Below are 12,541 nucleotides of genomic sequence, written 5' to 3'. Positions count from 1 at the left end.
GAGCACGCCCCGGCACGCGCCCCGGCGCCCGCGCGGCCGCGTTCACGGCACGAGCGCGAACGCCTCGACTTCGAGCAGCAGATCGGGGCGGACCAGACCGGCCACCCGCACCGCGCTGCTCGCCGGGGGGCGCGCGGTGTCGACATACGCGTCGCGCGCGGCGCGGACCGCGGGCAGGTCGGCGATGTCGGTCACGTAGTAGGTGAGCTTGACCACATCGTCGAACGTCGCCCCCGCCGCCGCCAGGCAGCGGCTCAGATTGAGGAACACCTGCCGCGCCTGCGCCCCCGCGTCCCCCGCCCCGACCAGCTCGCCCGCCTCGTCGAGCGCGATCTGCCCGGAGATCGCCACCAGCCGCCCGCGCCCGGTGACCACGTGCGTGTACCCGGCCCCTGGCGCGACGCCGTCGGGCGCGGGGATGTGGGTCAGCCGACTCATGCCGTTGTCGTTCACCCCGGCATTCTCCACCTCGGCATTCTCCACCTCGGCATTCTCCACCCCGGCATGGTCACGCGCGCCGCCTCAGTCGGCAAGCGGCCCCGGCAGGGGCGCGGCGTGCACCACGGCAAGCCCCGAAACGGCCCTGGTCAGTGCCACATACAGGCGGCGAAGGCCGGTGCGCTCGTCCGGCTCGCCGCTCACCACGGCTGCGGGCTCGTCGAGGACCACATGGTCGTACTCCAGACCCTTGGCCAGCGAGGCGGGCACCAGCGTCAGGCGCGCCTCGCGCGACGTCTCGTCGCCGGGGGCCAGATGGGACAGGCCGTCCGCGGCAAGGGCCGCGGCCAGCGCCGGAACGCGGGCGTCGGCGGCGATCAGGCCGATCGAGCCCTCGTTCTCCAGCGCCGTCCTGCACGCCAGCACGACCGCCTCGTCGAGATCGCCCCGCGCCACGGGCCAGATGTCGAGCGAGCCCGCGGACTCGCGGATCGAGGTGGCCTCGTTCAGCTCGGGCGCGATCGCGGGCAGCAGCCGGGAGGCGAACGCGATCACCTCGCGCGGCACCCGGAAGCCCTGCGTCAGCTCCTCGATCACCGCCTCGCCCTCGCGCCCCTTGCCCAGGTGCGCCAGCGCGGCCGCCCAGCTCTCCGTCGCCCATGGCGTCGTGCCCTGCGCGATGTCGCCCAGGATCGTGGCCGAGCCCGTGCTGCACCGCCGCCCCACCGCGCGGTACTGCATCGGCGAGAGGTCCTGCGCCTCGTCCAGCACCACATGGCCGAGCGACCCGGTGCGTTCCACCAGGTCATGGGCCTCGTCGACGAGAACGGCGTCGGCCGGTGACCAGCGCGCCGACTTCACCGAACGCGGCGGGCGCTCCCACAGGATCGCCTTTTGCTCGTCGGGCGTGAGGATCCCCTCCGCCTGCTCCGCGAGGAAGTCGGCGTCCGAGAGCAGCCGCAGCACCAGCTTCGCCGGGTCGACCTGCGGCCAGCACTCCTTGACCACCGCCTTGACCGCGGGCGTGCGCGCCACGGCGTTCTGCACCCGGTCGTCGGGCGCCTCGCCCGCCTGCTCCATCCGCACCAGCACCGCGTGCGCGATCCGCTGCGGCAGCGCCTCGCGCGCCGAGCCGTACCGCATGTCCCGGCTCGCCAACTCCCGTACGATCTCCTCCAGTTCGTAGGCGGGAACGCGCCAGCGCCGCGAGCCGCGCACCACCATCACGGGCTCGCTCGGCATCCGCACGCCGGAGCGCACCGCCCGGCGCAACACCTCGGCCATCCGCGCGTCCCCCTTGATACGCGCCGCCTGCGCGCCGTCCGCGCCCCGCACCTCGACGCGCGCCACCAGCTCGTCCACGGTGGCCTGCTTGACCTCCATCTCGCCGAGCGCGGGCAGCACCTGCTCGATGTAGCGCAGGAACGAGCGGTTCGGGCCGATGACCAGGGTGCCGCTGCGGGCGAGCCGTTCGCGGTGCGTGTAGAGCAGATACGCGACCCGGTGCAGGCCGACCGCCGTCTTCCCCGTGCCGGGCGCCCCCTGCACGCACACCGTTCCGCCGAGCCCGGCGCGCACGATCTCGTCCTGCTCGGGCTGGATCGTGGCGACGATGTCGCGCATGGGGCCGACGCGGGGGCGTTCGATCTCGCGCTGGAGCAGCGCGCTGCCGGTCGCGGCCTCGGCGGGGTCGGTGAGGTGCTCGTCCTCGTACGCGGTGAGGTCCCCGCCCTCGTAGCCGAACCTCCGCCGCAGCGCGACCCCCTGCGGGTCCCGCTTGGACGCCCGGTAGAACGGCTGCGACACGGGCGCGCGCCAGTCGATGACCATCGGGTCGCCGTCCGCGTCGTGGACATGGCGGCGGCCGATGTAGAAGCGGTGGCCGCTCTCGCCGTCCTCGTCGAGCGGCTCCTCGTAGTCGAGGCGGCCGAAGAACAACGGCGTCCCCGCGAGGTCGGCCAGCGACGTGATCCGCAGCGCGATCTCGGCGGCGAGCACCTCGGCGTTGACCCAGTTCGCGGTGACGTCGCTGATGTCCAGCGCCTCGACGTGGCCGCGCATGGCGCGCAGGGCGGCGCGCGAGGCGGCGAGATGGTCGCGTTCGTCGTCCAGGGGGGTGCGGGCGGGCACGGCTGAGCCTCCATCGCTCGTCGGCGGCGGGTGGGTAAGGAAGGAGACGCCGTCCGGTTGCCGTCCGGACGGCTCCGACCCCCGCGCCGGTGACGGCGGCTTGGGTGGAGGCAGAGCACGGGAGCATAGGCAGCCGGGGGACCCGGCGCAAATCATTTCCGCCGCCGTCGCCTCCGGCCCGCGGCGCGGAGCCGCGCGCGGCGCGCGGCGGCGCGCGGGTCGTCGTCGGGTGCGATCAACGTCAGGGCCCGCTCCCGGTCGCCGGGGCCGCCGAGCGCCTCGAGGGCGAGGGCTTCGTTCCAACGGTCACCGAGCTCGCGGTGCGCGGCGGCGGCGCGCCGGAGGAACGCGGCGGCCTCCTCGTCCCGCCCGAGCGCGGCGTACACCTCCCCTGCCCCCTGCCAGGCCAGCGCCTCCCTGCCGCGATTCCCCAGCCGCCGATGCAGCACGGCCGAGCGCTGGAACGAGACGAGCGCGTCACCCGGCAGCCCCGCCGCGCCCTGCGCGGCGCCGAGGGCGAGGAGCCAGTAGCCCTCCAACGTGTGGTCCCTGAGGTCGAGCTCATGCTCGACGGCCTCGGCGGCCGTGCGCAGCGCGGCTTCGGGCCGACCGGTCTCCAGCTCGATGGCGCTGATGAGCCGCAGGATATTGCCGAGACCGGCCTTGTCGCCGCGCTCGCGGTGCAGGGCCTCGATCGCGCGGGCGTCGGGTTCGGCCTCGTCGAGGCGTCCCGCCTGGAACCGCACGACGGCGAGGTTGGCGCGGGCGATTCCGGCCGGGCGCTCCCGGCCCAGCTCGGTGAAGACGGCCATCGCCTCGGTGAACCGCCGTTCCGCCTCGGCGAGGAGCCGCCCGCGAAGGGCGACGACGCACCGGAGGTTGGTGGACTCGGCCACCCCTTCCCGGTCGCCCAGCTCCTCCCGGATGGCGAGGGCTTCACGGTGGCACTCCGCGCTCTCGGCCAGGCGGCCGACGCGCGCGTGGCCCATGCCCACGCGTTCCATGAGCAACGCCTCCGCGGGGCGGTCGCCGAGGTGGCGAGCGGCCCTGAGCCCCATCTCGCCCACCGGCAGCCAGTCGGCGCCCGAGGCCGAGGGGGCCTGGGCGTGCCACAGAACGGCCGCGAGCCGCCATGTGTGGTGCACGAGCCCGGCGGCCTCGGCCGCGCGCACGGCCGGGAGGAAGTTGGCGTGCTCCCGCTCCGACCAGTCCACGGCCTGGTCGTAGTCCCTGAAGGCCACGGGCGTCACGGCCTCGTCCGGAGGATCGAGCGGCAGGCGCTCCCCGCCGGGGGCGAGCCACTCTTGCGCGGCGTCGGCGGTGTGGAGGTACCAGTCGAGGACGCGGCGCGGGGCCGCCTCGCGCGCTTCGGATGGCTCATCCTGCCGGGCCTGCGCGGTGGCGTACGCCCTCAGCAGGTCGTGGAACTCATAACGGTGCGAAGCCGGTTGGTCCAGGAGATGCGCGCCGACGAGGGTGTCGAGCAGCTGCCGCGTCCTGCGCGGCGGCGCCCCGGCGAGCGCGGCCGCCGCGTGCGGCCCGAACGTCGGCCCCGGGTGGAGTCCGAGCAGCCGGAACAGGCGGGCGGCGTCCTCGGGCAGCGCGCGGTAGGACCAGGCGAAGACGGTCCTGACCGCGTCCGCGTCCGCGTCGTCGCCGGTGCTCAGCGCGTCCCACGGCGCCGACTCGTCGCGCAGGTCGGCGATCAGGTCGTCCAGCCCCGCGTGCGGGTCGCTCACCGCTCTCTCGCCCGCGATCCGCAGGGCCAGCGGCCGGGGCTGGCGAGCCTTTCGCCCCGTGAGAGACCGAGGGAGGGGACGGTGAGGTCAAGCATCGGGGATGTCTTCCTTCGCGGCACTGAGCATGTTTCCCGGGATGACGACCAGCCGCTCGTCCGGGGCCAGGGTCACGCCCTCCGGAAGGCGTGCGCCGTAGGCGGCCGTGAGGTCGCGGCCTATCACCGCGACATCGCCGTTGTCGAGCTGCCAGATGTCGGGGCAGTCGTCCTCATCCTTCGAATTCCCCAGCTCGGCCGCCGTTCTCCCCAGCCGCCGCGCGAATAACGCCGAGGGGTCGGCCTCCCATGCCCTGCTCATGTCCGCCTCCTTCGAGAGGCGTGCTCACCGCTACCCACTGTAGATCGGGCCGTGACAACAGGCCACGCCTCCCGAGCGGCCCCCCCGCCGAGCGCCGCCGAGCGCCGCGCCAACGGCCGCCGGTACGACGAGCACTTCGGCGACCGGCGGGGTCCACCCCGGAGACGCTGGCCGCCCTCGCGCGCGGGCGCGATCGGATGACCGAGCGCATCGTGTGCCTCACGCGCGACCGCGACGCGATCGTCGGCTACTCGGAGGCCGTGCCCGCGGGCGCGTGAGCGGGCGTGTAGGAGAGGTCGCGCGCCACGAGTGACGTGGGCGCGATCCGCAGCCACACCGTGCCGCGCTCGGCCGGGTCGTCGTGCAGATAGCCCGTGAAACGGGGGTCCCAACGGGACTCGTCGCCGCCGAGATAGCGGCTCAACTCCCGCCTGCCGCGCGGCACGTCGAACGGCACCCGCTCGGCCTCACCGCGCGCGATGACCTGCCGCACCTCGCCCGTGGCCGGGTCGCACGTGTCGATGGTCAACGCGACGGCCGGATCGGCGGTGACACGCGCGAGCAGCCGCGCCCAGGGCCCGGTCAGCACCCAGAACGCCCCGCCCTCCCACAGGTACCAGACCGGCCGCACGGTCGGCCCTGCCGTCGCGAGGCGGGCGGTGAGGGGCCGGGCGAGAAAGGCGTCGAGGTCGAACGGGTGGGCACGCGCCATGCGTTGATTCTCCGACGCCCGGGGCCCCGGCGTAACGGCCGGAAGACCTAGGGCCAACGGGTCCCACCCTGAGGCGCGGGCGGGCGTTCCCTAGGGGGCGGGGTGGGGCGGCTCGCCCCTGAGGCGGAGCGCCGCAGGTCAGGGGTTCCCTCCGGGGGGTGATGTGGCGCGGGGCGCGGGCGGGCAGGCTGGACGACATGAGTACCGCGACCGTTCACACCGCCACCGGAGCCCCGTCCCGCCACCTGCTGGGGGACGCGTTGCGAGCCATTCACGCCGTCCGGGTCGTGGCGGGCGCCGTCTTCGACGTCGTCATCCTGGGCCGCGCCGAGACCGGGTCCGATGCCCTCCGCACCCGTCAGGCGTCGCCCGCGAGCAGCTCGCCCGCGTCCATGATTCGGTAGGCGTACCCCTGCTCGGCCAGGAAGCGCTGCCGGTGCGCGGCGAACTCCTGGTCCACCGTGTCCCGCGCGACGACCGAGTAGAAACGCGCCTCGTGCCCGTCCGCCTTGGGCCGCAGCACCCGCCCGAGGCGCTGCGCCTCCTCCTGCCGCGAGCCGAACGTCCCCGACACCTGGATGGCGACGGTCGCCTCCGGCAGGTCGATCGAGAAGTTCGCCACTTTCGACACCACGAGCACGGGGATCTCGCCCGCGCGGAAGGCGTTGAACAGCCTCTCCCGCTGCGTGTTGCTCGTGTCGCCCTTGATCACCGGGGCGTCCAGGCGCTCGCCCAGCTCGTCGAGCTGGTCGATGTACTGCCCGATGACCAGCGTCTGCTCGCCCGCGTGCCGCCGCACTAGCGTCTCGGTCACGCGCCGCTTGGAGTCGGTCGTGGCGCAGAAGCGGTAACGCTCCTCCGGCTCCGCCATCGCGTACGCCAGCCGCTCGGACTCGGTCAGGTCCACCCTGACCTCCACGCAGTCGGCGGGCGCGATGTACCCCTGCGCCTCGATCTCCTTCCACGGCGCGTCGAACCGCTTGGGCCCGATCAGCGAGAACACGTCCGACTCCCGGCCGTCCTCCCGCACCAGCGTCGCCGTGAGCCCGAGCCGCCGCCGCGCCTGGAGGTCGGCCGTGAACTTGAACACCGGCGCGGGCAGCAGATGCACCTCGTCGTAGACGATCAACCCCCAGTCGCGCGAGTCGAACAGCTCGAGGTGCGGATACACGCCCTTGCGCCGCGTCGTCAGCACCTGGTAGGTCGCGATCGTGACCGGCCGGATCTCCTTGCGCGTGCCGCTGTACTCGCCGATCTCGTCCTCGGTCAGCGACGTGCGGCGGACCAGCTCGGACTTCCACTGCCGGGCCGAGACGGTGTTGGTGACCAGGATCAGCGTGGTCGAGCGCGCCTCGGCCATCGCCCCGGCCCCCACCAGCGTCTTCCCGGCCCCGCACGGCAGCACCACGACGCCCGAACCCCCGTGCCAGAAGCCCGAGATGGCCTGCCGCTGGTAGGGGCGCAGCTCCCAGTCGCCCTCGCGCAGCGCGATGGGGTGCGCCTCGCCGTCCACATAGCCCGCCAGGTCCTCGGCGGGCCAGCCGAGCCTCAGCAGCGCCTGCTTGATCTGGCCGCGCTCGGAGGGGTGCACGACGACGGTGTCGGGATCGATCCGCGCCCCGACCAGCGGCTTGATGCGCTTGGAACGCAGCACCTCCTCGAGCACCGGCTGATCGGTGGTCTGGAGCACCAGGCCGTGGGCGGGGTGCTTGACGAGCGAGAGCCTGCCGTAACGCGCCATGGTCTCGGCCACGTCGACGAGCAGCGACTGCGGCACGGGGTAGCGGGAGTAGCTGACCAGCGCGTCCACGACCTGCTCGGCGTCGTGCCCTGCCGCCCGCGCGTTCCACAGCCCGAGCGGGGTCACGCGATAGGTGTGGATGTGCTCGGGCGCCCGCTCGAGCTCGGCGAACGGCGCGATGGCCCGGCGGCAGTCCTCGGCCTGCTCGTGATCGACTTCGAGGAGCAGCGTCTTGTCGCTCTGCACGATGAGGGGTCCAGTCACGCCAGGTCTCGCCTCCGCCGCTCCGCGTGGATCTGGCCGGGTGATTCCGGCCAAGACTCCAGTCTGCCGGATGCGCTCAGAAATCGGTCAGGGCGCCCAGGTCGATCTCGACGGGAAACGGCACCTCGGTGATCAACGTCCCCCGGTGCACGGGGTGCTGGGGCGCGGGGATGTAGCTGCGGGTCTCGTGGTGCAGCCAGTACTCGTGCACGGCGATGCCGTCGTCGCGCTCGCGCTCCACGCGCCAGTAGTAGGGGACCTTGTGGTCCGCGAAGAGGGCGGGCTTGCGGACGCGGTCGTCCTGCCGCGACCCGGGCGAGACGACCTCGACGACCAGCGCCACCTTCTCGACGGGGACGCACTCAAGATCGAAGTAGCTCAGGCCCCGCCTGTCGAAGACGACGATGTCGGGCTTGGGCGGGTTCTGCTTGTCGACCAGCACACACTGCTCGCTGACGACGACGAACGGCTCCTCGCTCGCGTCCTCCACGTGGCGCTGGATGCGATCCCTCACGCGGTTGTGCCACAACTTCGTCATGCCCCTGGGCACGATCACTCCGTCCACAAGTTCCCAGTCGAAGGGCAGCTCGAGGTCCTTGACCTGGTCGTAGGTCCAGCCGTCCTCCGGCGGGAACATCCAGTCCTCAGGAGTCGCCCGCGCGGGCCGTTCGACGGTCATCACTGCTCCCATGGCTCTGAGTATGGACGCGCGCACGAGGCGCGATTCCGCATACGACCATATGGCACCGGAAAGGGTGGCCCAAGGGGCGCGCGGTTGACCCGCGGGGCGGGCGCCGACAGTCCGGGATCACCGTGCCGTCGCCCACGTGCGCATGCGGCGAAACGGGGGAACGGGCGCTCCGGCGTACCTGTCATGCTGGTGGGGTGTCGGCGGGCGCCACGCCCGCCGCGGGTCCTGAGGAGGATGCGAGCGACCATGGCGGAACGGGTGCGGTCCCTGGCGGGCGATGTGGAAGCGGCTGTCTCGGCGGCGATGGCCGGGGCGGGGCTCGTCCCCGCTGACCCGCTGGTGCGGCGTTCCGACCGCGCGGACTTCCAGTCCAATGTCGCGCTCTCCCTGGGCAAGCGCCTCGGCCGCCCCCCGCGCGAGCTGGCTTCCGAGCTTCGGGCTGGCCTGGCCGACCTGGACTGGCTGACGGACGTCGAGGTCTCGGGCCCCGGCTTCCTCAACATCTCGCTCGCCGACTCCCGGCTCCTCGACCGCCTCGCCGAGCGGCTCGCCGACCCCAGGCTCGGGGTCGAGCCAAGCCGGAAGGGCGAGACGGACGTCGTCGACTACTCCGCGCCCAACGTCGCCAAGGAGATGCACGTCGGCCACCTGCGGTCCACGCTCATCGGCGACGCGCTGACCCGCGTGCTCGGCTTCCTCGGCGCCACGGTGATCCGGCAGAACCACATCGGGGACTGGGGCACGCAGTTCGGCATGCTCATCCAGTACCTCTTCGAGCACCCCGAGGCGGCCTGGCGCGGCAAGGACCTGGAGGCGGGCGACGCGGGCGAGGCGGGAACGGCCGGTGCGGTCTCGGCCCTCGACGCGCTCTACAGGACCGCGCGCGCGGAGTTCGACGCCGACCCCGCGTTCAAGGAGCGGGCGCAGCGCAGGGTGGTCGCGCTCCAGTCGGGCGACGAGGAGACCGTCTCGGCCTGGCGGGAGATCGTCGCCGAGTCGGAGGAGACGTTCCAGCAGGTCTACCGGCGGCTCGGCGTGCTGCTGACGCAGGAGGACACCAAGGGCGAGTCGTTCTACAACCCCTGGCTGCACGACGTCGTCGACGAGCTGAGCGACAAGGGGATCCTTCAGGACAGCAACGGCGCCAAGGTCGTCTTCTTCGACGACATCCGCGGCCCCGAGGACAAGCCGGTGCCGATGCTCGTGCGCAAGAGCGACGGCGGCTTCGGCTACGCGGCGACCGACCTGGCCACCATCAGGCACAGCATCAAGGACCTGCGCGGCACGCGGATGATCTACATCGTGGACGCCCGGCAGTCGCAGCACTTCGAGATGGTCTTCCGCACGGCGCGCAGGGCGGGCTGGCTGACCGAGGACCTGGTGGCGGTGCACGCCGCCAACGGGACGATCAACGGCCCCGACGGGCGCCCGTTCAAGACCAGGGCCGGTGACACCGTCCGCCTCGCCGACCTGCTGGACGACGCGCTGCGCCGGGCGCGCGAGGTGGTCGCCGAGAAGGACCCCGACCTGTCGCCCGACGAGCTCGACGACATCGCGCACCTGGCGAGCGTGGGCGCGGTGAAGTACGCGGAGCTGTCGACGTCGCGGACGAAGGACTACTCGTTCGACGTCGACCGCATGGTCAACTTCAACGGGCAGACCGGCGTCTATCTCCAGTACACGCACACCAGGATCGCCTCGATCCTGCGCAAGGCGGGGGAGACGGGCGCGGGGCGCGGGCGGTTCGCGCCCGAGCTGGCGCTTGAGCCCGCGGAGCGCGCCCTCGCGCTGGCGCTCGACGAGTTCGGCGCGACCCTGGACGCGGTGGCCGAGACGCTGGAGCCGCACCAGCTCGCGGGGTATCTGTACGCGCTGGCACGGGCGTTCACGGCGTTCTACGAGTCGTGCCCGGTGCTGCGCGGCGATGTGCCTGATGACGTCAGGGCGAACCGCCTGGCGTTCTGCGAGCTCACCAGGGCGACCCTGGCGCAGGGCCTGCACCTGCTGGGGATCGCGGCGCCCGAGCGCATGTGACGGCTCACGGGGCCGCGGGACCTCACACGCCCGCGGTGCCCGTGATGCGGTGCAGCGGGTAGGTGCGGACCTCGTCCGCGGTGTGGTCGAACGCGGTGACGAAGCCGCCCTCGACCCGCACCGGGGACAGGATCCGCTGCGTGGCCACCCCGTCCGCGCCGACGTAGCCGATCCGCACGAGCGCCCCGTCGGCCGCCGCCACCCGCAGCGCGGCCAGCGTGTCGGCCGCCGCCGTGCGCGGCGGCGGCCCCGCCGGGTCGGGAACGCGCCCCGCGGGCGTGCGCGGGGCGGCGCCCGCGGCGTGGTCCCCGGCGCGAATGGCGCGCACGGCGGCGCTCAGCAGCGTTTCGTCGGCGGCCGGTGGTGAGTCGGGGGCTGGCTCGGGGAGCGTGCGCGCCGGCGTGCGGTGGGGCTCGCTCGGCAGCGTCAGGACCGCCCCGTCCGCCGACTCGGCGGCGGGCGCGTAGCCGTACTCCCGCAGCCGTTCGAGCAGCGTGTCGGGCGGGGCGCCCGAGATCACCACCGTGGGCGCGATCCGGCGCATCCGCAGCCCCTCGGCGCGCCGGTCGGCGACGACCTGGGTGAGCAACGACTCGTCGTCGCACAGCAGATAGCTGGCCGCGGCGCCGACCCGCAGCCTGCCGTAGCGCCGCGCGACGTCGTCCACGAGGTAGGAGAGCGGCTGCGGAACGGGCGTGCGCGAGCGGGCGGCGAGGAACGCGTGGAGGTCGGCCGCCGACCAGCCCGCGTCGAGCGCGCGCCGCACGGAGTCCGGCGTGAACCGGTAGACGGTCGCGCCCCCGCGCGACTCGATGTCGGCGGCCACGGCCATGGCCTGCCGCAGGTCGCGGCGGAGCGGCCCGGGGGCGACGGCGGTCAGGTCGGCCTGGAGCAGGAAGTGGTCGAGCGGCTCGGGCAGGAACGGCGCGAGCAGCGCCGCGGCGCGCTCGGGGTCCGCCGCGTCGGGCGGCTCGGCGAGCAGCGGCCTGGCGAACGACGTGAGCGCCCCGCGCCCGGTGACGCCGAGGCGCTCGGCCTCGGCGAGCGCCGCGCGGCACAGCGTCGCGCGCGTCTCGTCGGTGACGCGGCGCGGTAGCTCCCAGCGCATCCGGTCGAGCACCCACGTGGGCTCGGGCGCGGCGCCGGGCGGCAGCGCGGCGAGGAGGCGCAACGTTGCCCTGCGCAGCTCGGCGGTGGGCCCCCGGTCGAGCCCCGGGCCGAGCGCGGCCAGCAGGCGGCCCTTGCCGTCGCGGCCGCCGACGAGCCCCGGGACGCGGGTGGTGGTGAGCCACGCCGAGGCGAGGCGCAGCCAGCGGCGTTCGGGCGCGAGGGCGAGCCAGTCGTCGTACGCGGGGGTGGGCGCATAGCGCTCGTCCGCGGCGCCGTCGCCCGCCAAGAGCCCCGCGGCATAGGAGAGTTCGAGCCAGAACGCGGCCTCGGGCTCGGCCACGTCGAGGGTCACGGCGGCGCGTTTCAGCTCGCGCGCGCCCAGGCCGCCCGCGCGCAGCACGGCGGGCGTCTCGGTCTCCCACGCGGTCAGCAGCTCCTCGACGACGGTCAGCGCGGCATGGACGGCGCCCGCCGCGGCGGCGTCCGCCGCATCGGGGGAGTGCTCGGAGCGCAGCAGGGGCGCGGGCGGATGGGCGCGCAACTCCCGATGCGCCCGTCCGCCCCGCAGATGGAGGGCGACCTCGCGCGGCAGTACGACCGTGCCGGGGCCCGTCGGCATGAGCAGGCCGCGGTCGAGCAGCCAGCGCAGATGGGGCCCGGGGTGGGCGGAGACCTCGCCGTAGGGCGGCCCCCAGGTGAGCCGGTCGAGCGCGCCGAGCGCGCCCTGCGGCGCCTCGTCGAGCAGCGCGGCGAGCCGCCCCTGGTCGGCGAACAGCGCGGTCAGCGCCGCGAGCGCGCTCACCGGGTCGTGGGTGGGCGGCAGCCCGGCGTGGGTGAGCAGGTCCTGCATGCGGCTGGGCGAGATGCCCGCGGCCGTCTCGGCGAGCGAGGGGCCGAGGCCCGTCGAGCTGGGGCGCGCGGCCGAGGGCGCGAGCAGCTCCTGCGCCGTGCGCACCAGGCGCATCGCGTCGGGTCTGCCCCACAGGAGCGCGCGGGCGCGCAGGGTCGTGAGCGCGTCGGGCAGGCGGTCCTCGCCGCCTGGCAGCAGCGCGGCCAGGGCGGGGAACGAGCAGGGCTGCGGCGCGACGGCCAGCGCCTCGGCGGCCTGGAGCGTGAACGCGTCGAGCCGTTCGAGCGCGCGGAGCACGGAGGCGCGCGTCCCGGCGCGGGTGGCGAGCTGGGAGAGATCGCCGGGCAGCGGCGACAGCAGGTCGGCCCTGGCGCGCAGCAGCCCGGCGAGCTCGGCGTCGGAGCGCGATCTCAGCTCGTCGGCGAGGGTACGAGGGCTGGTGCCGGTCATCCGGCCAACGGTAGCGGCCCGAGGG

Annotated in this window: 10 protein-coding genes; 2 read left to right on the top strand and 8 right to left on the bottom strand. The window is 74.1% G+C overall.

What is annotated here, in order from left to right:
* Positions 1 to 42: 42 nt before the first annotated feature.
* The 5 genes from DEH69_RS14020 to DEH69_RS13995 form a co-directional block, all read right to left on the bottom strand.
* Positions 43 to 438 (bottom strand): RidA family protein, encoded by a 396-nt coding sequence (locus DEH69_RS14020; protein WP_113687400.1) that lies wholly within the window; start codon positions 436 to 438, stop codon positions 43 to 45.
* An 84-nt stretch (positions 439 to 522) separates the two neighbouring features.
* Positions 523 to 2,568, bottom strand: a complete 2,046-nt coding sequence (locus DEH69_RS14015; RefSeq protein WP_258534663.1) for an ATP-binding domain-containing protein — start codon at positions 2,566 to 2,568, stop codon at positions 523 to 525.
* Positions 2,569 to 2,720: 152 nt separating this feature from the next.
* Positions 2,721 to 4,307 (bottom strand): tetratricopeptide repeat protein, encoded by a 1,587-nt coding sequence (locus tag DEH69_RS14010; RefSeq protein ID WP_258534662.1) that lies wholly within the window; start codon positions 4,305 to 4,307, stop codon positions 2,721 to 2,723.
* Positions 4,308 to 4,394: 87 nt separating this feature from the next.
* Complete coding sequence (locus DEH69_RS14005; RefSeq protein ID WP_113687274.1) at positions 4,395 to 4,664, bottom strand: hypothetical protein; 270 nt, start codon at positions 4,662 to 4,664, stop codon at positions 4,395 to 4,397.
* A gap of 247 nt (positions 4,665 to 4,911) precedes the next feature.
* Complete coding sequence (locus DEH69_RS13995; protein WP_113687273.1) at positions 4,912 to 5,376, bottom strand: pyridoxamine 5'-phosphate oxidase family protein; 465 nt, start codon at positions 5,374 to 5,376, stop codon at positions 4,912 to 4,914.
* Positions 5,377 to 5,573: 197 nt separating this feature from the next.
* Here DEH69_RS13995 and DEH69_RS32075 point away from each other — a divergent pair, with 197 nt between their 5' ends.
* Positions 5,574 to 5,780 carry a hypothetical protein gene (locus DEH69_RS32075; RefSeq protein WP_113687399.1) on the top strand — a complete coding sequence of 69 codons (207 nt, stop codon included), beginning with the start codon at positions 5,574 to 5,576 and terminating at the stop codon, positions 5,778 to 5,780.
* On the opposite strand, the gene DEH69_RS13985 is transcribed toward DEH69_RS32075, so the two are convergent.
* Together DEH69_RS13985 and DEH69_RS13980 are read right to left on the bottom strand one after the other, a co-directional pair.
* On the bottom strand, positions 5,735 to 7,381 hold the full coding sequence (locus DEH69_RS13985; RefSeq protein WP_113687272.1) for a DNA repair helicase XPB: 1,647 nt from the start codon (positions 7,379 to 7,381) through the stop codon (positions 5,735 to 5,737). The genes DEH69_RS32075 and DEH69_RS13985 overlap by 46 nt on opposite strands.
* 76 nt (positions 7,382 to 7,457) lie before the next feature.
* Entirely contained in the window at positions 7,458 to 8,072 is a 615-nt protein-coding gene (locus DEH69_RS13980) for a Uma2 family endonuclease (protein ID WP_113687271.1), read from the bottom strand.
* Between the two features lie 246 nt (positions 8,073 to 8,318).
* On the opposite strand from DEH69_RS13980, the gene argS reads away from it, so the two are divergent.
* Positions 8,319 to 10,106 carry an arginine--tRNA ligase gene (argS, locus tag DEH69_RS13975; protein WP_113687270.1) on the top strand — a complete coding sequence of 596 codons (1,788 nt, stop codon included), beginning with the start codon at positions 8,319 to 8,321 and terminating at the stop codon, positions 10,104 to 10,106.
* Positions 10,107 to 10,128: 22 nt separating this feature from the next.
* Here the strand turns inward: argS and DEH69_RS13970 are convergent, their stop codons facing one another.
* Complete coding sequence (locus DEH69_RS13970) at positions 10,129 to 12,516, bottom strand: helicase-associated domain-containing protein (protein WP_113687269.1); 2,388 nt, start codon at positions 12,514 to 12,516, stop codon at positions 10,129 to 10,131.
* Positions 12,517 to 12,541: the final 25 nt, after the last annotated feature.

This window comes from Streptomyces sp. PT12, assembly GCF_003311645.1.
Taxonomy (GTDB): Bacteria; Actinomycetota; Actinomycetes; order Streptomycetales; family Streptomycetaceae; genus Streptomyces.
The sequence above is the reverse complement of the archived record's forward strand: the minus strand, read 5'-3'. Positions and strand labels throughout refer to the sequence as shown.

Bases quoted from the DNA above. Each gene is read 5' to 3' on its own strand.
- DEH69_RS14020 (WP_113687400.1), bottom strand. From the start codon at position 438: ATGAGTCGGCTGACCCACATCCCCGCGCCCGACGGCGTCGCGCCAGGG.
- DEH69_RS14005 (WP_113687274.1), bottom strand. From the start codon at position 4,664: ATGAGCAGGGCATGGGAGGCCGACCCCTCGGCGTTATTCGCGCGGCGG.
- DEH69_RS13995 (WP_113687273.1), bottom strand. From the start codon at position 5,376: ATGGCGCGTGCCCACCCGTTCGACCTCGACGCCTTTCTCGCCCGGCCC.
- DEH69_RS32075 (WP_113687399.1), top strand. From the start codon at position 5,574: ATGAGTACCGCGACCGTTCACACCGCCACCGGAGCCCCGTCCCGCCAC.
- DEH69_RS13980 (WP_113687271.1), bottom strand. From the start codon at position 8,072: ATGGGAGCAGTGATGACCGTCGAACGGCCCGCGCGGGCGACTCCTGAG.
- argS (WP_113687270.1), top strand. From the start codon at position 8,319: ATGGCGGAACGGGTGCGGTCCCTGGCGGGCGATGTGGAAGCGGCTGTC.
- DEH69_RS13970 (WP_113687269.1), bottom strand. From the start codon at position 12,516: ATGACCGGCACCAGCCCTCGTACCCTCGCCGACGAGCTGAGATCGCGC.